Consider the following 26884-nt stretch of genomic DNA (forward strand, 5'->3'; position numbering starts at 1 on the left):
ACGAAGGAAGGATCTTGTCACGTGAGCACGAGGCGCTAGGCCAGTCGTTCCTGCCTGAGAAGTTCCTTCGCTGCACTCAAGATGACGTGCTAGGCAGCAATATTACTGTAGCAGAGTCAGCACGCGAGATGTCTCGGCAAGCTCGACATGACGTTCTAGAGTAGTCGTTCTAGGCCAGCCGATTATTTCCTTAGTACTTCATGCCTGAGCTGTTAAGCACAGCCACGGGCTCCTCGTCTTCAGCCTTTATTTCCAGCCCCTTAATGCTCCAGCCCTGGGCGAAGTCGATTTTGCCGGCCTTCTTGCCGCTGATGCTGATGTTATCCAGCTGGAAGTTTTCGAGCAGGGAGGCGGCCAGGCCTTCGGCAGAAATGGCTTCTCCGGCCCCCGTGGCGCGCAGGTTGCTGATGCGCACGTTGCGGAAGTGGGGCGTGCCGCGCTCGGGCTCTACTTTGGCCAGCATCTTCTTCCAGTGCTCAGGCAGGGTTTGCTCGGTATAGCCGGCGGGCAGCGTGGAGTAGCTGTAGGCCGGGTTCCAGTTCATGGTCATAATGATGGGCACGCGCACGGCGTCCATCTGAATGTCCTCCACGATAATGTCCTCAACCACGCCGCCGCGGTTGGTGGCCGACTTCAGACGGATGCCATACTTGGTGCCTTTGGCCTTGAGGTTGCGGGCCAGCACGTGGCGGATGCCGCCGGAGGTTTCCGAGCCGCAGGTAAAGAGGCCGTCGCCGGCGCCGGCCACGCAGTCCCGAATCACGATGTACTCCGTAGGCCGGTTCACACGCAGACCGTCCCAGTCGCGCCCGGCTTTCAGGCAGAAGTTGTCGTCGTTGCAGTCAATGTCGCAGTTCTGCACCAGCACGTAGGTGCTCGAATCGATGTCGATGCCGTCGGTGCTGGGGCCGTGCCCACCGATGTTGTTGCGTATTACCAGGCCATCGGCCGTTACGTTTTTGGAGTAGAGGATGTGCACCGTCCAGAAACCAGCGCGCTGCAGAGTAATGCCTTTAAGCGTGACGTTGCTGGAGTTAGAAACCAGCAGCGTGCGAGGGCGCTTGGCGTCGTAGTCTACAATCCAGCGCAGGCCCTTGGGGTCGTACTCCTTGCGCATGGCCCAGTACTTATCCCAGAAGGGTTTGCCCTGCCCATCCACGGTACCTTCACCGGTGATGGCCACGTTTTCCTGGTCCACAACATTGATGAGGGCGGCGGGCCAGGTCATTTCTACGCCAGCAATGCGCGAGGGCATTTCGGGGTAGTCCTTAATGTCCTGGCTGCCGAGTAGGGTCACGCCTTTGGGCAGGTTCAGGGTCACACCCTTTTTCAGAAAGATGGAGCCGGTGAGGTACTGGCCCGGCGCGAACGTGACTACGCCCCCCTTTTTGGCCGCTGCATCAATGGCCTTTTGAATGGCCTGCGTGTTCAGGGTTTTGCCGTCGCCCACGGCCCCGTATTTCGCGGTAGAGAAACTGTTCTTGGTAGCGGGCATGCTCTTGGCACCTGCTTCTTTCACCCAAGCGGGGTCAGCGGGAGCAGCAGGAGCCGGAGCGGGAGCAAACAAAGTGCTCAACCACGTGAAGAGCGGAACCGCGAGGGCAAGGGAGAAAGTCATAGGGCGGGAAAGGTTTGTCGGGACGAGAACAGCGGTAACGTAATGCGGGCCGGGCGGCAGAGCGGCAGATTCCCACGGCCGCGGCTCCGGCACCCGACCTCGCATTCGCTAACTACAGTTGAGGTGTTCACTCATCTCAAATCTGCACTTCTTTGGCTACACCACTTACCCGCACCCTCCTGTAGTTGTCCAAATGCAGCAGAAATACTTCCTTTTTCTTCCCTCTGGTTACGAGCAGTAGGTTGATAATACCGTGGCGTAAGAACTTACCTGGCAGGCCGCGGTTTTGCGTATTACTGCCCTGCAGGGAAGTTGTTCTATATTTGATTTTCTCATAGACTATGGCCTCATCCAAAACGTCTCCGCTTGCCGGATTTTACCAGGAACTAACCACCTGTACCAGTGGTGAGCTGGACGCCCTAGTACCCAGCGGTATTCAGAAGGACATTGGGCATTTCAACGTCTTTGACATGGCGGCGGTCTGGCAGCCGGCCCAAGCGAAACCAGCGGCCTCCTACGCCTGCCGGTCTTTCTATAAAATCAGCTTGTTGCGCGGGCGTAGCCGGATCGATTTCCCCGACGCTACCATCCAGATTGAGGATAGTGCCCTGATTTTCTCTTCGCCTAAACTCCCCTACCAGTGGGCGCCTGAACCAGAGCAGAAGGGGCACTTCTGCGTGTTTACAGCCGAGTTCCTGTTACCAGCTAACAGCGGAGTGGTACTCGATGAGCTACCCATTTTTAAGGGCGATAGGCATCCTGTTTTTACGCTTTCGGCAGCGGATAGTGCTCGGGTAGAAACCATTTTCCAGCGCATGCACGAGGAAATGGCTTCGGACTATGCCTATAAATATGACTTGCTGCGCACCTACGTGCTAGAGCTGATTCACCTGGGCCAGAAGCAGCAACCCGCCACGGTGTTACACCCAGCGCATAGCGGAGCAGCCCGGCTTACGTCGTTGTTTATTGAGCTGCTGGAGCGGCAGTTCCCGCTGGAAACCCCGCAGCAGCGCCTCTTGCTGCGCACGGCCAAAGACTACGCCGACCATTTGGCGGTGCACGTCAACCACCTCAACAAGGTGCTCAAGGAAACCACCGGCCGTACCACCACCGACCTCATCGGCAGCCGGATTGCGCAGGAAGCCAAGGCCCTGCTGCGGCAAACCGATTGGACCATGGCCGACATTGCCGATAGCCTGGGCTTCGCCGATGTGGCGCACTTTGCCAACTTCTTCAAGCGGCAAACTGCCGTTGCCCCGGGTGCCTTCCGCAGCCTAGCGACGGTTTGATTTCTACATAAAATAGATTGCTGAGCACAAAAGCCCGGCTGGTTACGCGCCAGACCTTTGTCGTGTTCTTAGTTACACGTCACAGCAATTCAGATGACAACCTCTAAAATCGCCCTCGTAACCGGCGGCAGCCGCGGTATCGGCAAAGACATTGCCTTAAGCTTAGCCCAGAAAGGTGTCGACGTAGTCCTCACCTATCATACCAACCTACAGGAAGCCACCGCCACGGTAGGCCAGATTGAAGCCCTGGGGCGCAAAGCCGCCGCTCTACAGCTGAATACGGCCGAGCTAGCTAGTTTCCCCGCTTTCTTCTCCCAGCTCACCACCACCCTCTCGGATACCTTTCAAGCCGACTGCTTCGACTTCCTCATCAATAACGCCGGCACCAGCCTCAACACGCCCTTTGCTGAGATGACCGAAGCGAAGTTTGATGAGATGCTGAACATTCATTTCAAGGGCGTATACTTCCTCACCCAGCAGGCCTTGCCCCTGTTGCGCGATGGGGGCCGCATCATCAACATGTCCTCGGCCACTACCCGCAGCTCCTTCTCTGGTGTATCGGCCTACGCCAGCATGAAAGGGGCCGTGGAGGTGTTCACGCGCTACCTGGCCCTGGAATTAGGGTCGCGGGGCATCACGGTCAACGTAGTGGCCCCCGGGGCCATCTTTGGCGGTGGCGCCATGCAGGACACCCCCGAAATACGGGAGTACGTGGCCGGCATCACGGCCCTAGGTCGGGTAGGCCTGCCCGATGATATAAGCGGCGTAGTAGGATTCCTGTGCAGCGAGGAAGCCAAGTGGGTGAATGGCCAGCGCCTTGAGCTAACGGGCGGCATGACCCTGTAGCCGCGGCGGAGTGGCCTAGAGGCCTGCACGTGGTGAAATTATGTCAACAAAAGAGCCGGAATGCAGAAGTTGACCTTCTGCATTCCGGCTCTTTTGTTGACTACCCTACGTGGGAGTAGAAGCGGGTTACGGCTTCACCAACCGAGTAACTGACGACTGGCTGCCGGCCGTTACCCGAAGCAGATACACGCCAGCGGGCAGGGAGCTTACCGCCATACGCTGCTGCTGCACGGCAGCGGCCTGCGGCACCGCCTGCGAAGTCAGTTTGCGGCCCTGCAGGTCGTAGAGGCTTAGCTCCAGCGCCTGCCCCTGCACGCCCGTCACTTCAATCTCCGCCTGGTTTCCGGTTAGGGGGTTGCCCAGCACCGCCACCTGAAGTTTGCCTCCCATAGACGCTGGCGCCGCAGTAGCTGCGCTGCTCAGCAGGGACGAGCGGGCCGCGGTAGCCGTGGGCTCCAGGCCGTACACCAGTTGGCCCTGGTAGTACACCGTGATGTGGTCATTCTCAGCCAGTGGGCCGGCGGGGCGGTACGAATAGTCGTTGGCCTCCTGGAAGCTCGACCAGTCGGCTTTCGTGATGCGGTATTGAATATCACCCGTGCCACTCAGGGGATACAGTAGATCAAGGGCGGGCTGGAAGCCTAGCTCCAGGTAGGCCTCTGCCCCTGTAGCCGTAGCCTGTCCAAACTGCCCGGTGATAGAAGCCGCGCCCAGCTTGGCGTAGTCTACAGTATGCTTAAGGCTGGCCGTGCCTTCGGGGCTGAACCAGTAGCGCACTTTCAGGTCCTCGTAGCGCAGGGGCTGGTTGCCGGTGTTGCGGAGGGTGAGCGTGGTGCTGATGCTATTGGTGCTGGTATTCCGGTTGCGGTTGGCGGCCAGTACCTGCACTTTCGTTTCCGGAGCCACTTCTACGGGCTCAGTGCCCCATACAAGGCGGCCGTTGCGGTAAAGCGTTACGTGGTCGTTGAGCGCGTAGGCTGAGGCGGCGCGGTAAGAATAGTCGTCGGCTTCGTTGAGGTCGGCCCAATCCTGGTTCGCCACGCGCGACTGTATAACGCCCGACGTACCTCCCGCGGCCAGCGTGCCTGCCGTGGGTGCAAATGCATACTCCACGTAGCCGTAGGCCCCGTTGCGGGGCTGGGCCAGGCGTACGTACTGCGTCTTTATCTGGCTGCTGCCGAGTTGGGCATAGTCAATCCAGGTGTTGAGGCCGGCGTCGTTTTCAGCGGTGAGCCAGTAGCGGGCCGTCAGCTCAGTGTAGGCCACTGGCACCGGGCCTTCGTTAGCAATAGTCAGGTTGGGCTTGATGGTGTTGTTGGTGAGGCGGCCATTGTCGCCATCCTGGGTGCGGGCTTTCACCAGCAGAGGCGCCACGGTCAAGGACTGGCCTACGGGCTCGGCGGCCAGGAAGCCTGCGTTGCCGGGCTGGGTGGCCGTAATGGTTGCGGTACCGGCACCTACCATGCTTACTGTGTTACCGTTAATTACGGCCACTTTCTCATCAGAGCTTGTGTAGGTGATGGGCAAACCAGACGAGGCCGTGGCCGTCAGGGTAAAGTCGGCGTCGCCGAGCAGCTTGGCGGGCAGGGCCGCAAATGTGATAGTCTGCTTGGCCTTCATCAAGTCGGCAATTTCCGACTTGCTTAGGGCGTAGTTGTACACACGCAGCTCATCGAGAGCACCTTTATAGGGCGCCGGGGCGTTAGCTGACGCCAGGAATTCCAACTCGCCAATGTTGCCCACAATCAGGTCACTGGCTTCGCCGATACTCAGGGCTTTGGTGGTCATTTCCTTCACCAGTGCACCGTTCAGGTACACCTGAATTTTCTTAGCAGCCACGTCGCGCAGGGCCACTACGTGCACCCACTCGCCTGTGAAAAAGGGCGCGCCACCAATCTGCAACTCATCCTTGTTTTTGTCATCGTCGATGGCGAAGCGGAACTGCTTGTTCTTGAACTCGATGTTGAAACGCTTGCCGGTGGCGCCGGTGGTAGCATTGCGCGAGATGGAGCCCTTGCAGAGCAGGTAGGCGCTGGTGTTGTTATCCTGGGGCAGCTCGGCCGTGGTGGCCTTCATCCAAAACGACAAAGAGAAGGAGCTTTGATCGAGGTAGAGCTGATCCTGATCCGAGATGCTCACCACGTAGCGGTTTACGTCGGCGCTTGCGAAGTTCAGGGCTCCGTTCACTTTACCCGCCACCCGAATGCTCTGGTTGTCGTCATCCAGACCCAGCACGCCGTGGTTGGCGTAGGTAGATTGATCCGTAATCTGGGTGCCATCGGCGGCGGTTTCATCAAAGCCCCAGTGGCCTACGAGCTGCGGCGTAATGCTGCCCGCCGTGCGGAATGACCACACCGGGCCGTCGGCAGTGCCTTTGGCATTGGTGGCATCCACACGCCAGTAGTAGGTCGTGTTTTCGGCTAGGTTCTTTACCTGCTGAGAAGGCGCAGCCACGTAGGCCACCTCCCCTAGCTTAGTGAGGTTTTCGGGCGAAGTGCCGAAGTACACCGTGTAGGAAGTAGTGTTGGTGCTGCCGGTCCACTTCAGGGTCAGGGCATTGGAAACCAGTTCAGCGTACTGAAAGCCATTGGCGGGCGAGGGCGTAGCAGCCACCACTGGTGCCGAGGGCAGGGCGGGCGTTTTCACCGAGGCCACCGAGCTGTATGTTGAGCTTTCCCCGTTCGTGACGGCCAGCAGCCGGTAGTAGTAGGTTTTGTTGGGCACCAAGCCTTGATCGAGGTAGGTGGTAGCGTTGGCGGCGGGCTGGGCAATGGCGGTGTAGGCCACTCCATCCTCGGAACGCTCCAGCACGAAGTTGCTTTCATTGGGCGAGTTGTCGGCCCAGGTGAGGGTAATCTCGCTGGTGGGTGCGGGCAGCTCCGTGGTTTTGGCCGTGAGCTGCACATTGGTCGGCGGCTTCACGAAGTCGGGTGCCGGCGTTTTCAGCAGGGAGTTCACATAGACCTCCACGTTAAGGTAAGCTGGCGCGGTGGTGCTGTAGGCCACGGCATCGGCGGCGTTGTTCTTGTTGAGGCCGTGGGCATCTTCCCAGGCATCGGGCATGCCATCTTTATCCGAATCCAGGGGCGCAGGGGCGTTGAACACGTCGCCTAGGCCACCATTGGCGAAGGGCAAATCCGACTCATTATACACGTAGAAGCCCTTGGTACCGCGCGACCGAACCTCGTCAATCATCAGCCCATCTACCTGGTCGCGGCGGGGGTAGATAACGCCGGCGCTGTCAATTACCTGCTGGTAGGCCTGGGCAGCGGTGAGTTTCGGGGCCGCAGCGGGGTAGGCAAACGGCTGGGCTTTGAAGGCCTCGCCCGTAATGCCGGGGTAGCCCACCGAATCAAAGGGCACCAGCGTACCATCCAGCACCCCGTTGCGGTTGTTATCGAAGTAGTTGCCAGCGCCGTGCACGTTAAACGTGCCGGTGCCGCGCGAGAAGGGCGTGGTTTTCTCGGGTGGCGTGAGGGGGCCGCCCACAAAATAATTATTGAGGATATTAACCTCCGACACGCCCGCCGAGCCGCCCATGATGTAGGCGTCGCCCGACCAGCCGTAGTTCATCTGGTCGCCCAGGCGGTTGCCGTTGCCCCAGTCGTACACCACATTGTTCACAAACTCATTCACCCCCTTCACCTTGGGGTTGCGGGTCTTGTTGCTGATGTAGAGGTTGCCCAGCAGGCTCACCTTGCCCCCATCGGGCGTCTGAATCAGGCCGCCGGCCGAGTGGCTGACCTTGTGCAGGCCCTGCCCGATGATGGAGTTCTGCACCGTGATGTTGTCGGGCGCAGTCCCTTTACCGTCCCAGTTGATGGAAAACACCTCGTCCATGCCCCAGGAAAACGACATGTGGTCGAGGATAATGTTGGAGCCATTGGCCAGGCCCGAGGCATCATTGCCCTGGTTGCCAGTGGCGCCCAGCCGCACCCGCAGGAAACGGCAAATGCTGTTGCTGGCCCCGGTAAACGTCACGCGCTTGTTGAATATCACGATGCCGTCGCCGGGAGCAGTCTGGCCCGCTACGGTTACGTTGGGCACCACCTGCACGTTGGTTTGCAGGTTGATGATGCCACCCACGGCAAACACCACCACCCTACCCGGCTGGCTCACGGCGTCGCGGAAGGAGCCGGGGCCGCTGTCGCTGAGATTGGTAACGGTGTACACAGTGGGGTTGGCCACGCCCCGGGCGCCGGAAGCAAAGCGGCCGAAACCGCCCGCGCCGGGAAAAGCCAGCGTTTGGGCCTGGGCGGGCAGGGCCAGCGCGGCGGCTAGCAGGGTTGCCGCGCCCGTAAGCCTACTGACCAAAGTAGTCATGTGCATAGAAAGTGGGAGTTTGGTGGAAAGGAATGAATGGAAAGCGCGCGGAGATGCCGCCGGAGTCAGGAAATACCCGTCCCTTCACCCCGAAAAAACGGGGCTAGCGGCCAGTTAACTAGGTGTGCGGAGAAGCGAGAGGTCAGGTGCCTTTCGGCACGGAGCTGCGGGAGTGGGTAGTGCCGGGGCCGTTGCCCTCCCCTACCAGCTGCTGGAGGTATTCTTCCAGATTGGTGTAGCCGTCGTGGTCGGCATCGTGGTTGCGGTCGGCGGCATCGCGGGGGTTCAGGCCGTAGTGCTGTTCCCAGGCGTCGGGCATGCCGTCCTGGTCGGTGTCGGTGGGCGCTAGGCCCCCCTTCACTTCGCCGGTGCCGCGCATGGGCGCCTCGTTTTCGTCTTTGATGATCTGGCCTAGCGTGCCCAGGGAAGTCAGCTCTTGAAGCAGGCGCGTGTCTACGGCGTCGCGGTGCAAGGAGGCGCCGGCGTGCTGCACCACGTAGGTGTAGGCCTGTTGGGCGCTCAGGGCTTTGGTGGCCGGGTAAGCAAAGGGCTTGGGCTGCCAGCTTACCACGCCGTAGCTGGCCTGCAGAATGGGCGCGCCATCGAGCTTGCCGTTGCGGGTGCTGTCCTGGTAGTTGCCCTGGGCGTAGATGCTGAAGTTGGCGTTGCCGCGGGTGAAGGGCTTGCTGGCCTTGCCGGGCCCCTGAATGAAGTAGTTGCCCGTGACGTTAGCCTGGGACTTCCGCTCGGAGTCGCCCTGAATGTAGGCGCCGGCTTCCCAGTTATACACCACGTTGTTCACGAACTGATTCACGCCCTTCACCTTCACGTTGCGGGTGTGGTTGTCGATGTAGAGGCAGCGCAAAATGCTGGTCCCGCCGGTCGACTGAATCAGCCCGCCCGCGGAATGCGGGTGCAGGCCCTGCGCCACAATGGAGTTTTGCAGCGTAACGTTACGAGCGTCGTTGGTCACGGAGAAGTTCTCATCCTGCCCCCACGACACCGACACGTGGTCAAAAATCAGGTCGTGCCCCTCGGCAATAGTCACCGCATCTTTGCCCGTGCTGCCCCCGTGCCCCATCCGAAAGCGCAAGTAACGCACCACCGTATTGTGAGCGTTGGTGAAGGATACCGCATCGCCGTACACCACCACACCGTCGCCCGGCGCGGTCTGGCCCGCCAAGTGCAGGTTTTCGGCTACGTTGAGGGGACTTTTCAGGCGAATAACGCCGCCCACATCAAACACCACCGTTCGGCCCGGCTGGCTCACAGCTTCGCGCAGGGAACCGGCTCCGGCATCATCCAACGTGGTTACATGGTACACAGCACCGCCGCGCCCGCCGGTAGCAAACCGCCCGAAGCCTTCCGCCGTGGGAAAGGCCAGGGTTTGCGCCGCTGCGGGAGCCGCCACGAATAGGCCTAGCGCGGCTATTAGGTTAGTAGCTGCGCCGCCCAACTGAGGCCAAGTAAAGATTTTCATAGAGCATGGGTTGGTGGGAAGGGCGCGGTCGGGAGGGAATATCCTTTATAGGCACAGCGCAAAACTTGCGCCGCTACTGCACTAGAAACACCACTGATATAAATAGCTCGATAACTACCCAATACTACTTTCTTACTATACTTCAACTCTCCTGCACTATCCTGAAATCCAAACAAATGGAACTGGCCTAGCCTTTGTGTTGACTCTACAGGCAATTCCTCGAGGGTCGCCCTGATGCCCGGAGTGAACTCAAGGCCCTCCGTTCAACCAGCCAGAAGGCAGCAGAAGTTATTTGGGCCGCTCAGGGCGTAGCTAAGTGACCTAGGTACTGCGGGTGCCGCCTATACTGCTCACTTGGAGCAGCCTTATTCACATGTGCATTTGCGTAAATTGCAGCAGCTGATGGGAGTGCTACAGGTAGGTAACGAGCAGTGACTCCCCATTAGTGGGTCACCGGAAACGTCCCGCTGCTCCAAGCCCGCTGCCTCTATTTCTTGTTGCTGTACCGATGGATTCCGCTCCCAATTCGCCTGCTCCCGCTCCCCTACCCGATAGTCTTTTCCGCGACCTGCTAGCGGCCTCGCTCACGGGGGTGAATGTGCTGCGCCCGGTATATGACGCCAACGGGACGATTATCGACTTTGCCCTTGAGTACCTCAACCCAGCTGGCCAACGCATGACTGGCCTAGCGGAGCGCCCGGGCGGTACGCTACTCACCCATTTCCCGCACGCTATTGCTTCGGGCATCCTGGCCTACTACCTGCGCGTGTACTCCCACGGAGCCACCAACGTGTACGAAACCAATTACCAGGCCGATAGACTGGATAACTACTTCCGGCTCTCGGCCCGCCGTAGCGGGGAATGGCTGGTGGTGAGCTTTACGGATACCTCCGACCAGGACCGCAGCGCCGTTGAGCAGGCGCTGCGCGAAAGTCAGGCCCGTGAGAAAGCGCTGCGCGCTGAAACCGAGCTCCAACACGATACACTGCGCCGCTTTGTGGAGCAGGCCCCGGTGGCCGTGGCTATATATCGGGGGCCGCGCTACCGCGTGGAGTTAGCCAATACTACCACCCTGGCCATCTGGGGCCGCTCCCTCCCCGATGTCCTGGGTCGCCCGGTGTTCGAGGCTATGCCAGAAGCGGCAACTCCCGACGTAGTGGCCATATTCGATAAGGTGTACACCACCGGCATTGCGCACACGGCCCACGAACAGCGCACCATCATTGACCGCAACGGCCAGCCCGAAGAGGTGTACTGGAACTGCGTATTTCAGCCTGAGTTTGATTCCGACGGCCGTGTGAGCGGCATTCGGTCCGTTGGCACCGAAGTAACCGGGCAGGTACGGGCGCGCCAGCAGGTGCAGCAGTTCAACCAAGAGCTGGAGGCTCGCGTGGCGGAGCGCACGCGCCAGTTAGCCGAAACGCAGGCAGCCGCGCTGGCCGCGGCAGAGCGGCGGGCACAGGAGCGGGAAGAGCTCTACCAGGTGCTGGAGCAAACGCCTGCCGCCATTGCCATTACCCGCGGCCCCGACCACCGCTACGTCTACGTCAACCCAACCAGCCTGACGTTATTCGCTGGCCGCCAGCTGCTAGGCAATACGGTAGCTGAAGTACTGCCCGAAGCGGGGCCGGTGGGCTTGCTGGCGCTGCTAGATCAGGTATATGCAACCGGCGAAACGTTTTCCGGCACCGAGCATCCCCTGGGCTTCACCAGCCATGCTCCTGGCCCCGACCAGATTCGCTACTTCAACTTTACCTATCAGGCCTACCGGGAGAATGGTACTATAGTGGGCATTTCCACGTTTGCCTATGACGTGACGGAGCAGGTGCGGGCCCGGCAGCGCGAACAGGAAAGCCAGCTGCAGATACGCGCCATCATGGAGGGAATCCCGTTTCCCATCAATGTATGCGTAGGCCCTGATTTAGATATTCAGATGGCCAACCAGGCTATGCTAACGGCCTGGGGCAAGGGTCCTGACGTATTCGGGCGGCGCTTTGCCGATGTGCTGCCCGAACTGATGGAGCAGGGTATTACCGCGCAGCTTCACCAGGTAATGAACAGCGGAGAGCCGCTGCACCAGCGCAATCAGCAAATAGAAGTAGTTATTGAGGGCACACCACAAACTTTTTACTACAACTACAGCCTCGTGCCCCTGCGCGACAGCCAAGGGCAGGTGTATGGCATCCTCAACACGGCCGCCGACGTGACCGATCTGGGCGTGGCTCACCAGCGCCTGGAGGCGCTGGCCGGCGAACTGCTGGAAAGCGAGGCCCGCTTCCGCACCATGGCCGACGCGGCCCCCAACCTGGTGTGGGCCGTGTACCCCGATTCCTCCATTCGCTACATCAACCGCGCCTTCCTCGACTTTGTGGGGGTAGAAAATGAACAACAATATCTGGCAACGGGTTGGAGCGCCTACGTTCCGGCAGATGAATTTGACCAAGCGCAGGCCACGTTAACCCAGGCCATTAAGCAGCTGCTGCCGTACGCTATGGAGCACCGTATGCGGCGCTACGATGGGGAGTACCGCTGGCTTCTAGCCCAGGGCGCGCCCAGCTACCTGCAGAACGGCGAGCTATATGGCTACGTGGGCTCAGCCATCGACATCACCGACCTCAAGCAGGCCAACGAGCAGCTGCGGCGCACCAACGCCGACCTCGACAACTTCATCTACACGGCTTCGCACGATCTGAAAGCGCCCATTGCCAACATTGAGGGGTTGCTTTATCTGCTGGGCGAAGAGCTGCCGCCCGCCGTGGCCGCCGACCAGGCCATTGCCCCCACCCTCGCGCGCATGGTGGAGTCGGTGGAGCGCTTCAAACGCACTATAAACCACCTCACGGAGGTATCGAAGCTGCAGAAGGAATATGCGCCTTCCACGGTTGCGGTAGAGGTGGCCGCCGTGGTGGAGGATGTGCGCCGCGACCTGCAACCGCTGCTGCAGGAAACGGCCGCCCAACTGGTGGTAGCTGTGGAGGAAGTGCCGTGGGTGCAGTTCTCGGAGAAGAACCTGCGCTCAGTGATTTACAACCTGCTCAGCAATGCCCTTAAGTACCGCCACCCCGACCGCCCGGCCCAGGTGGCGCTCAGGGCCCGGGTACAACCCGGCTACACGGTGCTAGAAGTGCAGGATAATGGCCTAGGCATTCATCCTGACCAGCAGCCGCGGCTGTTTACCATGTTCCAGCGTTTCCACACGCACGTAGAGGGCACCGGCATTGGCCTCTACATGGTAAAGCGCATGGTTGAAAATGCCGGTGGCTACCTGGAGGTAAACAGCCAGCCCGGTACGGGTACCACGGTGACCGTGTACCTGCCCTACTGAAATCCCTTTAGCATTTTATAGAAAGCTTCGGCATAGGTATCACTGATGGGGATAAGCTGGTCGGCAATCTGAATGCGATTTTTCTCGATGTGGTCAATCTTGTCGATGGCGACTAGAAAAGACCGGTGCACGCGGGCAAACTCCTGGGCCGGCAGCAGCTCTTCCAGCTTGGCAAAGCTGAGCAGCGTTAGCAGCTTTTCCTGCGTGGTATGAATTCGCAAGTAGTCTTTCATCCCCTCCACGAAGAGAATATCGCGGGTAGCTACTTTTTGGATGCGGTGGCCTACCTTGAGAAAAATATGCTCCTGCTCGGGCTTCGCCTCCACCCTTTCCTCCTTTTTTGAGGGGGCCGCCCGGGAGCCTTGTTCCTGGTAGAGACGCAGAACGGCCTTGTAAAACCGCTCAAACGTGAAGGGCTTTAGCAGATAGTCCCGCACCTCCAGCTCATACGCCTTCAGGGCATACTGGTCATAGGCGGTAGTGAGGATGATCATGGGCTTGGGGTTCAGCATCGGAATGAAGCTGAGCCCATCCAAGTCCGGCATATTAATATCCAGAAACAGTAGGTCGGGTTGGTCTGCCTTCAAGTGAGCGGCGGCCTCCAAGGGGCTTTCGTAGGCCCCTTTCAGCTCCAAAAAAGGCACTTTTCGGATGTATTCTTCCAGAATCTCCTGGGCCAGATGCTCGTCCTCAATGATGTAGCAGGTGAGCTTCTCTTTCATGGGCTAATGCGTGGAGACCTTGGATGGTAAGGCTAGCCGTAAAGGTTTCGCCGGTGTGGTGAGTGGTTAGAGTATGCTGGCCGGGGTACAACAACGCCAGCCGTTTCCGAACATTGGGCAATCCGATGCCGCCGGGCTCATCCAGCGCGTTCGTCGGTTTTATGGCAATCGGGTTCTGCACGCTGAAGGCTAGGGTATTGTCTTTTATCTCTACCCGTACTTTCAGGTCGCCGGGGGCTAACCGGGCGGGGCTGTGCTTGTAGGCATTTTCCAGCAGGTGAATAAAGAGCAGAGGGGCAATGTAGTAGGATTCCGTCTCCCCTGCTATTTGCAGGTCTACCACGGGGCTGTTCTTGTAGCGGAGCTGCTGCAAACTCACGTAATCCTGCAAATAGTCCATCTCCCGGGCCAGGGGCACAGTGGCCGCATTGGACTCATAAATCATGTAGCGCATGAGCGAGGCCAGGTGCATCACTGCATCCGGGGCGGCGGGGGCTTGCTTGTACACCAAGGTATGGATGTTGTTGAGGGTATTGAACAGGAAGTGCGGGTTAATCTGCGACTTCAGGTAGTTCAACTCTGCCTCCACGGCCTGCTTTTCCAGCTGCTCCTTCCGGATGGTATTTAGCACCAGCGTCTCAGTTACCCGGGCCAGCCAGCTCAGAAAGAGAAAGATGGGTACCGTCGTAATCAGGTGCATGGAATACTGCCCAAAATCAAACGATTTTTGATAAAAAAGGACAAACGGAACCGGCCCGGTCAGCACAACTGCTGCTAGCTGAAACCAGTAGTCTCTTCCTTTTCTCTGGCCGGCCTGCCGAGTTAGCAGGTAGAAGTGGCTGTAGAAAACATACAGGCAGGTTGCAATGAACCCCACCGTGGTGGTACGCCAGTAAGCGTCGCTGTCACTATTCAGCTGCAAGCCAACCAGCAAGGTGAATAAGCCCCAGACGATTAGGTGAATCAGCCAGAAGATTTTTTTGACGCGCTCCATACCACAAAGGTGAGTGTTACAACAGTGGCCTAGGCCACCGTTTCGACCAGTTACGGAGGTTAATCTACGAGACGGGCAAAGGAGCCCGCCAGTGCTTTCGCGGCAGCAAAGTCCTACTTGGCAGATTCGTTCAGCGCATCAGCATATCGGTTTTTGCTTTCCGAGATGGCACCAATTGCTTCGTCCTGAAAGCAAGCCAGTCAGTCCTAGCCAAGCTGCTGGGCTCACTTGCTCCTGAAAGACTCACCGAAGTTGAACTGATACCATGGGAAAGCACCCGCTAGGCCTCTCCATCCGCAATGTCTCCAAGAAGTATGCGAATGGTGTGCAGGCCTTGAATAATGTGTCGCTAAACATCCCGCCGGGCATGTACGGCTTATTAGGCCCCAACGGTGCTGGCAAATCAACTCTTATGCGCACGCTCGCCACGCTACAAGAGCCCGATGAAGGACAAGTTTTCTTGGGCGACATTGATGTGGTAAACCAAAAGGAAGAGGTGCGCCAGACGCTGGGCTACCTGCCCCAGGAATTCGGTGTGTACCCCAAAGCCACCGCCGAGGACCTGCTCGACTACTTTGCCGTGCTGAAGGGCATTACCAACCGGGCCGTGCGCCGCGCCACCACAGAGGCCTTGCTCAAGCAAACCAACCTCTGGGACAAGCGCAAGCAGAAACTAGGCGGCTACTCTGGCGGCATGCGACAGCGCTTTGGCGTGGCCGTGGCCCTGCTCGGCAACCCCCAACTGCTCATTGTGGATGAGCCTACCGCAGGCCTGGACCCGGCCGAGCGGGTGCGCTTCCTCAATCTGCTGAGTGAAATTGGAGAAAACAGCGTGGTCATCCTCTCCACCCACATCGTGGAAGATGTCTCGGAGCTGTGCACTAACATGGCCATCATCAACCAAGGGCGCATCTTGCTGGAGGCGCAGCCCTTGGAGGCCGTGGCTGCCCTCAACGGCCGCATCTGGCGCAAGCTGACCGACAAACAAGCCCTGCCGACCCTGGAGCAAGAGCACCACGTCATTTCGGCTAAGCTCTTGAGCGGGCGCACCATGGTGCACGTGCACAGCCCCGACCAGCCCGGTAACGGGTTTGATCCGGTGGAACCGGACCTTGAGGATGTCTATTTCAGCGCCATGACGGGCTGCTTCGGCCCGGCGATTCAGCAGCCAAAAATGGAGGAAGTAGCGCCATGAAGCTCCAAACAATTTTTGCGTTCGAATTCCGGTACCAGCTGCGCCGGGCCACTACCTGGCTTTACTTCGGGGCCCTGCTGGTTCTCGCGTTTCTGATTGTCACGGCCAATTATGCCTCCGATGCGCGCGACGGGTATTTTCTGGTGAATGCGCCCGTCGTCATTGCGTCGGTGGCAGTGATTTGCAGCGGTTTCTGGCTGGTCATTGGGGCTTCCGTGGCCGGCGAGGCAGCGGCCCGCGACGTGCAGACCCGGATGCATTTGCTCACCTACCCCGCCCCCGCCAGCAAAGCCGCCTACCTGGGTGGGCGGTTTCTGGCCGCCTTGGCCCTCAATAGCTTACTGGTGCTCGCCGTTCCACTGGGCATTCTGCTGGCCATGTACGGCTCCGGGATAGAGGCCGACCTGCTGGGTCCGCTCCGGCCGGCAGCTTACCTGACCACCTTAGGCTTTATCCTTTTGCCCAACGCTCTTTTCGCGACGGCTACGCAGTTTTCGGTGGCAACGCTTAGCCGCCGGGCCATGGGCAGCTACTTGGGCGCCACGACTCTTTGGGCGACGGCCTACCTGCTCGGCTTTGCGCTGCAGCATGCCGGGGAATGGCGGTATGTGGTGGACCCCATGGGGTTTAACTCGGTGATGGATTATCTGACCAAGTGGGGCCCCCTGGAGCGCAATGTGCGCCTGGTCTTGCCCGAGGGCTCCCTGCTGGCCAACCGCCTCCTGTGGCTCGTTGCTTCGCTAGGCCTGCTGGCATTCACGTATTTCCGTTTTCGATTCGTTTTACCCGAAACTGGCTCCAAACCTAAGCCGGCTCAGCAGCCAACAACGGATAAGGCGGCCCTAGAGCAACCGCAGTGGGGAACGGGAAACGCGCGGCCACTGGTCAAGGAGCCGTATGGCGTGGCCACGCAACTACGCCAATTGCGCCTCATTACGGGAGATACCTTTTGGCAGCTCGCCAAAAGCAAGTATGGGCTGCCGCTGCTGGCAGTGCTGGCCGGGCTGGCGGCGCTCACCCTCCGCGGCAACCTGAAAGCCCGCGGCGTGCCTTTGCTGCCTCGCACCGACTTTGTATTGCACTTGCTGACGGCGCCCCTGACAGAGCCCAAGTTTTGCACGATACTCATCACCTTGCTCACCATTTTCTACGCCGGCGAGCTGGTGTGGCGGGAGCGGGAAACGGGCCTGAGCGACATTACTAATGCGGCCCCTGTGCCCGAATGGGTACTGTTCGGAGGCCGTTTTCTAGCTCTGGCCATGATGTCGGGGGTGTGGTTGGTCTTGCTAATGGCGGCTGGCGGGGTAGCGCAAGTGGCCTTGGGTGGCACGACTCCAGAAATCGGGTTGTACCTACAAACATTCTTCGGGCTGCAGCTGGTGGAGTGCGTGCTTTTTGCCCTGCTGGCCCTCCTGGTGCACGTGCTGGTAAATCAGAAATTCGTAGGCCACCTAGTGACGTTGGCTGTCTATGGGTTTATGGTCTTTGCCCACCTGCTAGGCATCGAGCACAAGCTGCTGGTTTATTCCGCCAGCCCTCACTGGACTTATACCGACATGGCCGGATTCGGGCCGACGCTGGCGCCCTGGCTGTGGTTCAAAGGGTATTGGCTGGCGTGGGCCCTGCTGCTGGCGGTGGCCGGGGTGCTGTTCTGGGTGCGAGGCCGGGAAATTAGTGTGGCATCGCGGCTGCAACTGGCCCGCCGACGCTTCACAGGTTCTTTGATACGGGTAGCGGCGGTTATTACCGTAGCCATCGTGGGATTGGGCGGGTTTATTTTCTACAACACCAATGTGCTGCATGACTACTCCAACGCCTCCGCCTCGGCGGCGCAGCGGGCAGTTTACGAACAGCGCTACCGCCGGTACCAAAACGTGCCCCAACCCCAGCTAACCGGCGTAAACCTACGAGTAGAACTGTACCCTAAGCAGCAGACGGCAGAAATACAGGGCACCTACCTACTGGTGAATAATACACCAGTGGCTATTGACTCGGTGCATGTGGCGACGGGAACGGATGACGTGGAAACCACCGCCGTTGCTTTCGACCAGCCAGCCAGGCCGGTACTTACCGACGTGGAGCTAGGCCACTACATCTACGCCCTAAACAAGCCGCTGCTCCCCGGCGATTCACTGCGTCTACGCTTTCGGGTAACGCACCAAGCACATGGCTTTTCCAACCGCGGCGCCGATGCGCAGGTATTGGCCAACGGCACCAGCTTCCGGAATCTGGAATGGTTGCCTGTCATCGGCTACCAGCCGTACCGGGAGTTGGACGAGACCGGCGCCCGCAAAGCGCACGGCTTGGCACCCCGACCCGCCACATATTCGCTCTACGATGTGGCGGCGCGTCGATACGCCCCATTTCCTGAGCAAATCCGCTTCGAGGCCGTGGTGGGAACAGATGCTGGCCAAACGGTGGTGGCGCCGGGCACCTTGCGCCGCACCTGGACTACCCTCGGCCGCCGCTACTTCCACTATGCCTCCGATGCGCCCATTCGCAACGAATACGCCTTTTTTTCGGCCAACTACGCGGTACAGGAAGGCAAATGGCGCAACCCATCGGCGGGCGCAGCGCAGGAGGTGGCCATCCAGATTTATTATCCTCCAAGTATGACGGAGAACCCGGCGCGGATGATCCGGAGCGCCCAGGCGTCGCTGGACTATTACACCCGACAGTTCGGGCCCTACCCGCACCGGCAACTGCGCTTTGTAGCCCAACCAGGGCATAGCTTCGGCAACCACGCTGCACCCATCAACATCACGGCGGGGGAAGGCTTTTTCCTTCTAAACACTAAGGCCGACAAGCGGGACTTTGACCTGGTGACGGCCGTGGTGGCGCACGAAGTAGCTCACCAATGGTGGGGCAACCAGCTTAAACAGGCTTACGTGGAGGGCGCTGGCCTGATTAGCGAAAGCCTGGCGTGGTACTCGGCCATGGGCGTGCTGGAAGACAACTACGGAGCTGACCACCTGCCAGCGCTGCTGAGCTTCTTGCGGGAAGAGAACGAAACCCCGCGCACCCGCGCCGCCAAGCCGCTGTTGCAAGCCGACGACTTTTACCAGAACTACCGCAAAGGCCCCTTCGCGCTGTACGCGCTCAGCCAACACATTGGCCGCGACCGGGTGAATGGCGCGCTCCGGCAGTTACTGGCAAAGCACCGCCCGGGCACCCGTCCATTTGCCACTTCCCTAGACCTGTACCAGGAGTTGCAGACGGCCACGCCCGATTCGCTCCAACCGCTGCTCCACGATCTGTTCCGGGCCAATACCTTCTGGGAGCTGGCAACGACAAATGCCACCGCCAAGCAGCTAAAAGGCGGTGCCTGGCAGGTTACGCTTGGCCTACAGGCGCACAAGCTGGTGGTGGACAGCGCCGGCACCGAGACGAAGCTACCAATGCAAGAGTGGGTGGAAGTTGGCGTTTTTGCCCCCGCCAAGGCGGGACAGAAGACAGGCCGGCCGCTCTACCTGCAAAAGCATCTGATTACATCGGGCCAGCAAACCATTGTGCTAACTGTCCCGAGTAAGCCCGCTAAAGCCGGCCTTGACCCGCGCGGCTTATTAATTGATTGGGAAGCAACAGACAACAGCAAGGCAGTAACAGCAATGCCCTAGCCTGCTCCGAGCTTTCATACTTCAGGTGCGCTTATGATACTCAGAAAGAAAGTATAGCCCTGACGCCATGTACCCCACCCAGGGTATGCAACAGAGTAGGCTTCCGGTCTACCGCTTGCCTTGGGTGGGCTGGCGCCAGGTATCGGTGCGGAATGGAGTAGCGGGCAGGCCAGCGGCGTTGAACAGATTTGGCATGGGCGACTTGCGCCAGCCGAAGCGCACTGCTACCGGCTGCGTCACTTGGTCGCTGGATACGATTACCGTGTTGCCCTCTACGCGGGCTTGGGCCGGGTGAAACACGCTGTCGGGGCCGGCTATGGTGAACTCGCGCAGGGGGCCACCTTCGGCGCGTAGGCCGGTAGTATGGTCGAAGGTCAGCTGAACTTGGCCGCTTTCTACTTTCATGGCTTTGTAGACGGGTCCGGAGGTTTCCAGCTTCGGCTGTCCGTACTCGTTGTGCAGGGCCCACAGGGCCAGGCGGTGGCCTACGGTTTGCTTGTTGCGGGGGTGAATATCGAGGGAGTCGCCCACGTCGGTGGTTACTACCATGCCGGTGTGCGGTACCTGCAGCCAAGAGAGCAGCTGCGCTTCACGAATTTCGGCGTTCTGGCCTTTGTGCGGGGCAATCTGCACAAAGTAGAAGGGCAGGTTGGGCTGCTGCCAGTCCTGGCGCCAGTTGGCAATCATGGCCGGAAAGAGAGTGCGATACTGGTAAGCCCGTTCGGCGTTACTCTCCCCCTGGTACCAGATAACGCCCTTGAGAGTGTAGGGCTCCAGCCCCTTAATCATGCCGTTGTAGAGCTTGGTAGGTGACTTGTTGCTGGTGGCGCTCAGCGGCTCGGCCGGCTTGGGGCGAGTAGTCTGGGGGTTGGCTTCCTTCTCCTGCTTCCAGGCGGCCAGCTCCGCTTCGTAGGCCGGACGGCGGGTCAGCCCCTCGGCGTAGCGCGTCAGAATCGGGCGTAGCTCTGGGTTCGGCTCCAGCACCTCGCGCCGGGTCCACGACTCAGCGGGCGTACCGCCCCAGGAGGAATGAATCAGCCCAACCGGCACCCCGGTTTGCTGGTGAATCTCCTGCCCGAAAAAGTACCCCACCGCCGAAAAGCTGCCTACCGTCTGGGGGGAGCACACCACCCAACTGCCCTGTACATCGCGCTCCGGCGTATCAGCTACCTTCTGGGCCACTGTGAACATCCGGATGGTGGGATAGTTGGCTTTAGGCACTACCTCCGCCTCGTTCACTACCCCCGTCATCCATTTAGATGCCCCCTTCGCAATCGGGAAAGCCATATTCGACTGCCCCGAGCACAGCCACACCTCGCCGAGGAGCACGTTCTTAATGGTCAGCTGATTTTTCCCCTGAACCGTGAGCGTGTATGGGCCGCCAGCTTTGGTAGTGGGCACCCGCACCAGCCAATTGCCTTGGGCATCGGCGGTTGTCTTTACTGGCTGCTTCGCCCAACTAGCCTTTACCGTCACGGCCTCCCCCGGTACGGCCCAGCCCCAGAGCGCCACAGTAGTTTTCTGCTGGAGCACCATGTTATCCGTCATGAGGGCGGGCAGGGTGACATCGGCAAAGGCTGAATGAGCTAAGAGAAACAGAAGATTGAAAAGGATGCGGCGCATGAGTAAAATTGAGAGCTAGAGATCTATTCATCTGTCATGTCGAGTTGGTCGAGACATCTCGCGTGCTGACGTGCAGTAGTAATCTGACATTAGCGAGCGAGATGTCTCGACAGGCTCGACATGACGTTCACGTGTGGGCCGTTGTTTGTACAATCGTTCTAGGCCAGTCTATCACCCCCAACCCCACGCCGCTTCATGCGCGGAAGCACATTTAGGGAGCTAGTGTTCTAATCAAGTGATTTTAAAGACGAAGGAGGAGGCGGTCATGTATTGGCCGCCCTGGGAGGCGCCGAACAGGTATTCGGGTTTGCCGTTGCGCATGAGCAGTTGGGGGCGCTCTAGGCGGCCGTAGCGCTTAAGCTTAGGCGGGGCGGGTGGCTCCTGTACGCCGTACTCGCGCAGGGGCAAGAAGGCAATCTTGGGGTAGGTCCACTCCTTGCCATCTTTAGATTCCAAGTAGAGGCCTACTTCCTGGTTATACACGCCCATGTCGCGGGCCAGCAGGTGCAATTTGCCCTGCTGCTCCCACACGTAGGCATCCTCAAACTGTTTGTTGTTGCCGAGACGGGAGAAGTCAATGACGGGGTTACCGGCGTACTTCACGTAGGGCCCCTCCAAGCGGTCGGCAATGGCTAGGCCGTACTTGCGGTTACCCCGGATGACGGGATCCTTAGACGTCACGTAGTCCTGGGTATTCCAAGATTTGTAGTAGAGCCAGTATTTGCCCTGGTGCTTTACAAAGGCCGGATTGGTGGTGCAGTGGTCGTCCCAGGCGCCCGTTTCGCCAGGCAGCAGCAGGGGCTGGTCGGGCCGGGTCCAGGGGCCTTCGAGGCGGTCGGCGGTAGCCAGGCCGATGCGCTTGGTGTCGGTCTTACCGTTGAAGGTGCCCATGAAAAACAAGCAGTACTTGCCATCCACCAGCTGAATGTGGGGGTTGTGGCAGGTGGTGGCATCCCAGAAGCCGGGGCCGCGCGGGGCCAGCACCGTTTCCTGGTACACGAAAGGCCCCTCGGGCGTGTCGGCCACGGCGCGGGCAATTTCACAGCTGTTCAGCCAACCACCCATGCCCTTAGCAGCGGGCCAGCGCGAGAAGAATACGTGTACCCGGCCGTCGGGCCCGTAAATGGGGCTGTTGCACCACACGTAGTAGCCCTCCTGCTCCAGCATGCGGCCGACGGGCTTCAAATGCTTGCTGAACTTAGAAAAGTCAGCTTTCGGAAAATCCAGCAACCGCCCCGCCCCAAAGCCGGCAGCCACTCGGGCCAGCGGAGCAAAGGTTAGAGTTGCCAGGAAAGCGCGGCGGGAAAGCATGAAGGGTAGGTTGTAGAGACGCAAGATTTTGCGTCTCGTAGTTGCTGATGTTGTTTAGGCAAATCGTGTATAGACGCAGGCTTCTGAAACTATCATGCTGAGCTTGACGATTCATCTCGTGTGCTAACTCTGCTTATTACTTCGCACGTCATCCTGACGAAGGAAGGATTTTACCACGCAGGAACGACTGGCCTAGCGCATCGTGCTGACGTGAGAAAATCCTTCGCCCTGATCAGGATGTCGTGCTGTTGTGGTGAGTTACCATGGCAACGTCAGCACGCGAGATGTCTCGACTCCGCTCGACATGACGTTCTCTTTAGTTCGTTCTAGGCCAGTCGTTGCAGCGGCGCGGCTTTAACCACCTCTACTGCACTTTGGCAGCAGCGGCACTGGTGGAAACTGGCGTTAGGGTGACGGGGCCTAGCAGGCCTGACTCCTTGGGCTGCCACTTTTCGGCGGTGAAAAGGCCCTGCTCGTTGCGGTTTTCCTTCAGCTTGGCGGCCATGTTGATGTTGTAGAATTTCTTCCACTCCACGTGGTTGCGGTCTAGGTCGATGATGCGGTTGGCCATGCTGTTACTCACGCTCACCGTTAGGCTATTGCTGGCTTGTAGTTGCTCCTGGGGGATGAATACTTGGTACACCGGGCCGATGAGGGTGCCCAGTTCCTTACCGTTCAGCTGCACGCGGGCGCTTTCACCCACCCGGCCCAAGTTCAGCATCCAGCCCTCTCCCCCGCCTTGAGGCTTAGGGAAGAAAATAGTGTAGGCCGCCGTGCCGGAAAACTTCTTCACGGCATCCCCACTCAACGCGGTCCAGGAGCCCAGTTGGGGCGTCTGGACCGGGGCGGGCAGTTGCGGCCCACCCGATACGAAGCGAATGTTCCAAGTGCCCTGCACCGGCTGAGGCGCCCCACTCGGCTTTAGATAGGCATAGGCCGCGCCAGTGCGAGTAGTTTCACTGGTTTCCAGCACGCACGACTCGCCTGGGGCAAGCTGCACATACACCTCAGGCAAACCGGAGGCCGCCGTGCGCACCTGGCCTAGGCCGAGCATTTCGGTCATGGGGTTGTACAGAGCCACCGATTTAGCGGCCGTTTGCAGAGGCACCCAGGTTTCCACGGGCTTCTCGCCCCAGTTAGCTACAAAGTACACGTACCCGTTGCCCTGCCGGCGGCGCACGAACTCCAGGCCACTGTCTACCATTGTTTCGCGCTTGAGGCCGGCGTAGGTCAGCAACTGGTCCACGTCTTTGCCCACCAGCACCCGGCCTTTGCCCAGCGGCGCCTGCTCAATGCCCGCTAGGCCACTCGGCTTGAACTTCAGCTGGGCCAGCTGCTTCTTGAATGCGGCGCGGCGGCTGGCTAACTGGCCTAGCCCTGGCACATCGGCGGGCAACTGGTCTTGAAACACAATGGTTGCGCCATTTTGGGCCAGCTTCAGTAGCTGCTCCCAGGTAGCCAGGGGTATTAGCTTAGCGGCCGGCACCAGAATGGTCTGGTAGGCCACTCCCCCGCCAGTTTGCAGGGTTTTGCCCGTAGCCTTGACTTGCAGGAGTTGCTTGTCGGAAATGAAGTCGAAGCCATAGCCACGCTTGAGCAAGGTTTCGCCGGTGGCACCTACCGGCATGCCCTTAAAGCCGTGGTCGATACCGTCGAAGTGCTGGAGCAGCACTTTGCCGGGCCGGGCGTAGGCATCGTACATGGGCAGATACACCAGCACATCGTTGGCTGGCTCACCGGCTTGCAGGAAGCTCTGGCAATGGGCCACGTAGCGGTTCAGCTGCCCGAAATCCTGCCAGAACGGGTTGTTGGGGTTGAAGTGCACGGCCGCGTAAAACAGCCAGCCCGGCCATGCCGCCGCCTGGGGCGAGTAGTTGGTGCCGTGGTAAAAGGTGTGGTTGATGCCGCCCAGCAGCATGCGGTCCATGGCCTTCTTCACATCACTGAGCTTGGAAAGAAAATGGTCATTCTCCCAGGTCGCCGACTCCGACGAGGCGAGTTTTTTGCCTGTAACGTGGGCCGCGGAGGAGGCAAATTTTAGCCGTAGCAAGTCCTCGCCTTCGGTTTCGGGAATGTCGGTGACGGCGTACAAATCCAGGATGTTAGCCGGGGAACCGTGGGCCTGGTTGCGAATCAGGGCGCCGTGAGTTTTGGCCCAGGTGCTCCAGGTTTGGGTGTAGTTTTCCAGCAGCAGCTCCGAAATGGTTTCGCGGTAGTCGCTAAGCACGCGCTGGTGCTGCTCGTTCTCGGCTTCCTTACTGAACAGGGCCGGCAGGTGCTGGCGCAGGTCGTAGCCGCGGCGCTTCTGAAACTCCGCGAACATCTGCGGGGTCCAGTTGGCCTCGCCCTGGGCGTCGTCTACCTCGTAGGAGTCGTTGAAGAAGGCCCGGATGGGCTGCACGTTGCGGCCCTTAAAGGCTTCGTCGAACCGCTGCAGGTAGTGCTGGGTGGCGGTTTTGGAGAAGTGGTCAATCACGTCGCCCTCTCCGCCGGGGCCGGCGCGCTCCACTTGCTTGCCGTGCCAGCCCTCGAACACGGCGTAGAGCGTCCAAGAGCCAGCCGGGGCCGTCCAGATGAGCTTGCCACTGGCATCTACCTTGCTGGTCAGGTCTAGGGTTTGGCCTTTGTCAGAGTAGGCCATCAGGGCTTGCAAGGGCAGCGGCTTCTCAAAGCGCACCTGGTCGAAGGCATGCAACTGCAGATCGGGGTTTTTCGCCACCGGCTCCACCATCTGCTTGAAATCCATGGGCTGGCCTACGGCGCGCATAATGGGCTTCTGGGTAAAGCTCACGGCTTCTTTCAATTGCTCGCCGCCTTTTACGGTGTAGGTCTGGTAGGCCACGTACTTGCAGGCATCTGCCGGTGTCACCCACGGCCCCCCAAACGGCCATCCCGAGGCCTGGGCCATATCTACCCCAATACCTAAGCGCCCTGCTTCGGTGAGCGTGTGCTGGAGCATGTCCATCCAACGGGGTGTCAGGAAAGGAATGAACTGACTTTCCGTGCCCTTCACCCCGTAAATGGGCGTAATCTCCACCCCGCCCAAGCCGGCCTGCTGGTACTGGGTGAGCAAGCGGGTCAGGTCCTGCTCATTCACGGCACTTCCCTCCCACCACCAGCGCGTCCAGGGCTTGGCTTGCTGAGTGATTTCGGGCCAGCGCAACGCCTGCGCCGAAGCGGTAGAATGGCCTAGCGCGGCCGTGAGGAGCAGGGAAAGGGCAAGGGTGGTTTTCATAGGGCGGAAAGAGCAGTGAAAGGAAGCAGGCCTAGCCTTTGGCTACTTAGTTTTTTGCGGTGGTTTTGGCGGGCGGCGCATCCTGCAGTTTCACCAGCTCGGTGCCGGCCAGCAGGAAGCAGCCGAGGCCGTAATCCTCGAAGTCGGGTTTGCTGGTGTAGCTCACCGGCTGCCCGTCTTTGGGCTCTTTGCCGGTACCCTGCACGTAGCCCAGGAAGCCGTCCTTGTGCACGCACTCCTTCTGCATGGCGTTCCAGGCTTTGGCGATGATGGGCTGGTATTGCTGCTTATCCAGCAGGCCGTGGTTGATGCCCCAGGCCATGCCGTAGGTAAACAGGGCCGTGCCGGTCAGCTCCTTGCCGCCGAAGTGGGTAGGATCGTGCAGACTCACGTTCCAGTACCCATCGGGGCGCTGCAGGGGCGGCAGGTCCTTCATCATGCTCAGATACATCTGCTCGTACTCCTCCCGGTGCGGAGCACCCTTGGGCATGATGTCCAGCACCCGCACCATGGCGGCTACCACCCAGCCGTTGCCTCGGCTCCAGTAGCAGTCTTCGCCGTTGGGCTCCTTATAGGGCGGCACGAAATCCTTGTCGCGCCACCAGAGCTGGTCCTGGGGGTTGTAGAGCCCTTCACCGCCGTGCTGGTTTTTCGAGTAGGTATAGATGCGGTGCATCTTGCCGTAGTAGGCCGTATCCTGGGTCATGGCGCCCAACTTGGCGTAGATGGGCATGGCCATCTGCAGGGCATCAATCCACCACCAATCATCTACCTGGGGGCTGTTCACCATCAGGTCAATGCTGGCCTTGATGTCGCGCATGCGCTCGGGCTGCGGGTCAATTTCGTAGAGGGCCAGGTAGGTTTGGCCGGCGCACTGGTTGTCGGCATTGCGGGTTTCAACGCCGCGGTTCAGGCCCCACTTGTGCTTCTGGCCCCAGTCCACGGCGTAGTCGTAGTAGCGTTGCTGCTTATCTACGCCGTAGAGCGCCATCAGGCCCTCGTAGTACACGGCGCGCGTCCAGATGTTGCTGGGGCGGGCCTTGTTCGTCACGATTTCCTTGCCCGTATCCGGCCACTTCTTCATGAAGTAGTCGTTGGCGCGGGTCATCGTTTTGAGGATAGCCTTCTTCTTGGGCAGCTGCTGAGCGTGGGTTGGCAGGGTCAACAGGGCTAGCAGGCCGGCAGTCAGGATGGGTTTGAGCATAAGGGCAGGATTGGGAGCTTCGTTGTTATTGCCGGTTCGTCAAGTGGAGCGAAGCCGAAACATATAGCATGTATTTCTAGCCCGTCATCCCGAGCGTAGTCG

General features: G+C 59.6%; 14 protein-coding genes. 5 read left to right on the top strand and 9 right to left on the bottom strand.

The features are described from left to right. Nucleotides 1–190 precede the first annotated feature (190 nt). Nucleotides 191–1618: a glycoside hydrolase family 28 protein gene (locus EU557_RS13050; RefSeq protein ID WP_135530878.1), complete on the bottom strand. Its 1428-nt coding sequence runs from the start codon at nucleotides 1616–1618 to the stop codon at nucleotides 191–193. Between the two features lie 341 nt (nucleotides 1619–1959). On the opposite strand from EU557_RS13050, the gene EU557_RS13055 reads away from it, so the two are divergent. Beyond that, nucleotides 1960–2907, top strand: coding sequence for a helix-turn-helix domain-containing protein (locus tag EU557_RS13055; RefSeq protein WP_135530879.1), 948 nt, complete (start codon nucleotides 1960–1962; stop codon nucleotides 2905–2907). 93 nt (nucleotides 2908–3000) lie between these two features. Then, nucleotides 3001–3753, top strand: a complete 753-nt coding sequence (locus tag EU557_RS13060) for an SDR family NAD(P)-dependent oxidoreductase (RefSeq protein WP_135530880.1) — start codon at nucleotides 3001–3003, stop codon at nucleotides 3751–3753. 126 nt (nucleotides 3754–3879) lie between these two features. Here EU557_RS13060 and EU557_RS13065 read toward each other — a convergent pair whose 3' ends face one another. Further along, nucleotides 3880–8082, bottom strand: a complete 4203-nt coding sequence (locus EU557_RS13065) for a cellulose binding domain-containing protein (RefSeq protein WP_135530881.1) — start codon at nucleotides 8080–8082, stop codon at nucleotides 3880–3882. A 136-nt stretch (nucleotides 8083–8218) separates the two neighbouring features. Next, the gene (locus EU557_RS13070; protein WP_245326258.1) at nucleotides 8219–9556 is read right to left on the bottom strand and encodes a pectate lyase family protein; all 1338 of its coding nucleotides are present in this window, start codon (nucleotides 9554–9556) and stop codon (nucleotides 8219–8221) included. Nucleotides 9557–10064: 508 nt separating this feature from the next. On the opposite strand from EU557_RS13070, the gene EU557_RS13075 reads away from it, so the two are divergent. Next, nucleotides 10065–12881 (top strand): PAS domain-containing protein, encoded by a 2817-nt coding sequence (locus tag EU557_RS13075; RefSeq protein WP_135530882.1) that lies wholly within the window; start codon nucleotides 10065–10067, stop codon nucleotides 12879–12881. Here the strand turns inward: EU557_RS13075 and EU557_RS13080 are convergent. Together EU557_RS13080 and EU557_RS13085 are read right to left on the bottom strand one after the other, a co-directional pair. Further along, entirely contained in the window at nucleotides 12875–13603 is a 729-nt protein-coding gene (locus tag EU557_RS13080) for a LytR/AlgR family response regulator transcription factor (RefSeq protein WP_135530883.1), read from the bottom strand. The genes EU557_RS13075 and EU557_RS13080 overlap by 7 nt on opposite strands. Beyond that, a complete protein-coding gene (locus EU557_RS13085; protein ID WP_135530884.1) occupies nucleotides 13572–14597 on the bottom strand; it encodes a sensor histidine kinase in 1026 nt (341 codons plus the stop codon). Before EU557_RS13085 ends, EU557_RS13080 begins: the two co-directional genes overlap by 32 nt. A 265-nt stretch (nucleotides 14598–14862) precedes the next feature. Here EU557_RS13085 and EU557_RS13090 point away from each other — a divergent pair, with 265 nt between their 5' ends. Both EU557_RS13090 and EU557_RS13095 read left to right on the top strand, forming a co-directional pair. Then, nucleotides 14863–15792, top strand: a complete 930-nt coding sequence (locus EU557_RS13090) for an ABC transporter ATP-binding protein (protein WP_135530885.1) — start codon at nucleotides 14863–14865, stop codon at nucleotides 15790–15792. Then, complete coding sequence (locus tag EU557_RS13095) at nucleotides 15789–19409, top strand: ABC transporter permease/M1 family aminopeptidase (protein ID WP_135530886.1); 3621 nt, start codon at nucleotides 15789–15791, stop codon at nucleotides 19407–19409. Before EU557_RS13090 ends, EU557_RS13095 begins: the two co-directional genes overlap by 4 nt. Nucleotides 19410–19517: 108 nt before the next feature. On the opposite strand, the gene EU557_RS13100 is transcribed toward EU557_RS13095, so the two are convergent. The 4 genes from EU557_RS13100 to EU557_RS13115 all read right to left on the bottom strand — a co-directional run bounded on the left by EU557_RS13100 (nucleotide 19518) and on the right by EU557_RS13115 (nucleotide 26782). Continuing rightward, complete coding sequence (locus EU557_RS13100) at nucleotides 19518–21032, bottom strand: sialate O-acetylesterase (RefSeq protein WP_135530887.1); 1515 nt, start codon at nucleotides 21030–21032, stop codon at nucleotides 19518–19520. Between the two features lie 231 nt (nucleotides 21033–21263). Continuing rightward, a complete protein-coding gene (locus tag EU557_RS13105) occupies nucleotides 21264–22343 on the bottom strand; it encodes a glycoside hydrolase family protein (RefSeq protein WP_135530888.1) in 1080 nt (359 codons plus the stop codon). A 364-nt stretch (nucleotides 22344–22707) separates the two neighbouring features. After that, the gene (locus EU557_RS13110; RefSeq protein ID WP_135530889.1) at nucleotides 22708–25578 is read right to left on the bottom strand and encodes a glycosyl hydrolase; all 2871 of its coding nucleotides are present in this window, start codon (nucleotides 25576–25578) and stop codon (nucleotides 22708–22710) included. 46 nt (nucleotides 25579–25624) lie between these two features. After that, on the bottom strand, nucleotides 25625–26782 hold the full coding sequence (locus EU557_RS13115; RefSeq protein WP_135530890.1) for a glycoside hydrolase family 88/105 protein: 1158 nt from the start codon (nucleotides 26780–26782) through the stop codon (nucleotides 25625–25627). Nucleotides 26783–26884: the final 102 nt, after the last annotated feature.

This window comes from Hymenobacter wooponensis, assembly GCF_004745865.1.
GTDB classification, from domain to species: Bacteria; Bacteroidota; Bacteroidia; order Cytophagales; family Hymenobacteraceae; genus Hymenobacter; species Hymenobacter wooponensis.

Excerpts from the sequence above, each read along its gene's own strand:
- EU557_RS13050 (WP_135530878.1), bottom strand. The coding sequence starts at position 1,618 with ATGACTTTCTCCCTTGCCCTCGCGGTTCCGCTCTTCACGTGGTTGAGC.
- EU557_RS13055 (WP_135530879.1), top strand. The coding sequence starts at position 1,960 with ATGGCCTCATCCAAAACGTCTCCGCTTGCCGGATTTTACCAGGAACTA.
- EU557_RS13070 (WP_245326258.1), bottom strand. The coding sequence starts at position 9,556 with ATGAAAATCTTTACTTGGCCTCAGTTGGGCGGCGCAGCTACTAACCTA.
- EU557_RS13065 (WP_135530881.1), bottom strand. The coding sequence starts at position 8,082 with ATGCACATGACTACTTTGGTCAGTAGGCTTACGGGCGCGGCAACCCTG.
- EU557_RS13110 (WP_135530889.1), bottom strand. The coding sequence starts at position 25,578 with ATGAAAACCACCCTTGCCCTTTCCCTGCTCCTCACGGCCGCGCTAGGC.
- EU557_RS13060 (WP_135530880.1), top strand. The coding sequence starts at position 3,001 with ATGACAACCTCTAAAATCGCCCTCGTAACCGGCGGCAGCCGCGGTATC.
- EU557_RS13075 (WP_135530882.1), top strand. The coding sequence starts at position 10,065 with ATGGATTCCGCTCCCAATTCGCCTGCTCCCGCTCCCCTACCCGATAGT.
- EU557_RS13090 (WP_135530885.1), top strand. The coding sequence starts at position 14,863 with ATGGGAAAGCACCCGCTAGGCCTCTCCATCCGCAATGTCTCCAAGAAG.
- EU557_RS13080 (WP_135530883.1), bottom strand. The coding sequence starts at position 13,603 with ATGAAAGAGAAGCTCACCTGCTACATCATTGAGGACGAGCATCTGGCC.
- EU557_RS13095 (WP_135530886.1), top strand. The coding sequence starts at position 15,789 with ATGAAGCTCCAAACAATTTTTGCGTTCGAATTCCGGTACCAGCTGCGC.
- EU557_RS13100 (WP_135530887.1), bottom strand. The coding sequence starts at position 21,032 with ATGCGCCGCATCCTTTTCAATCTTCTGTTTCTCTTAGCTCATTCAGCC.
- EU557_RS13085 (WP_135530884.1), bottom strand. The coding sequence starts at position 14,597 with ATGGAGCGCGTCAAAAAAATCTTCTGGCTGATTCACCTAATCGTCTGG.
- EU557_RS13115 (WP_135530890.1), bottom strand. The coding sequence starts at position 26,782 with ATGCTCAAACCCATCCTGACTGCCGGCCTGCTAGCCCTGTTGACCCTG.
- EU557_RS13105 (WP_135530888.1), bottom strand. The coding sequence starts at position 22,343 with ATGCTTTCCCGCCGCGCTTTCCTGGCAACTCTAACCTTTGCTCCGCTG.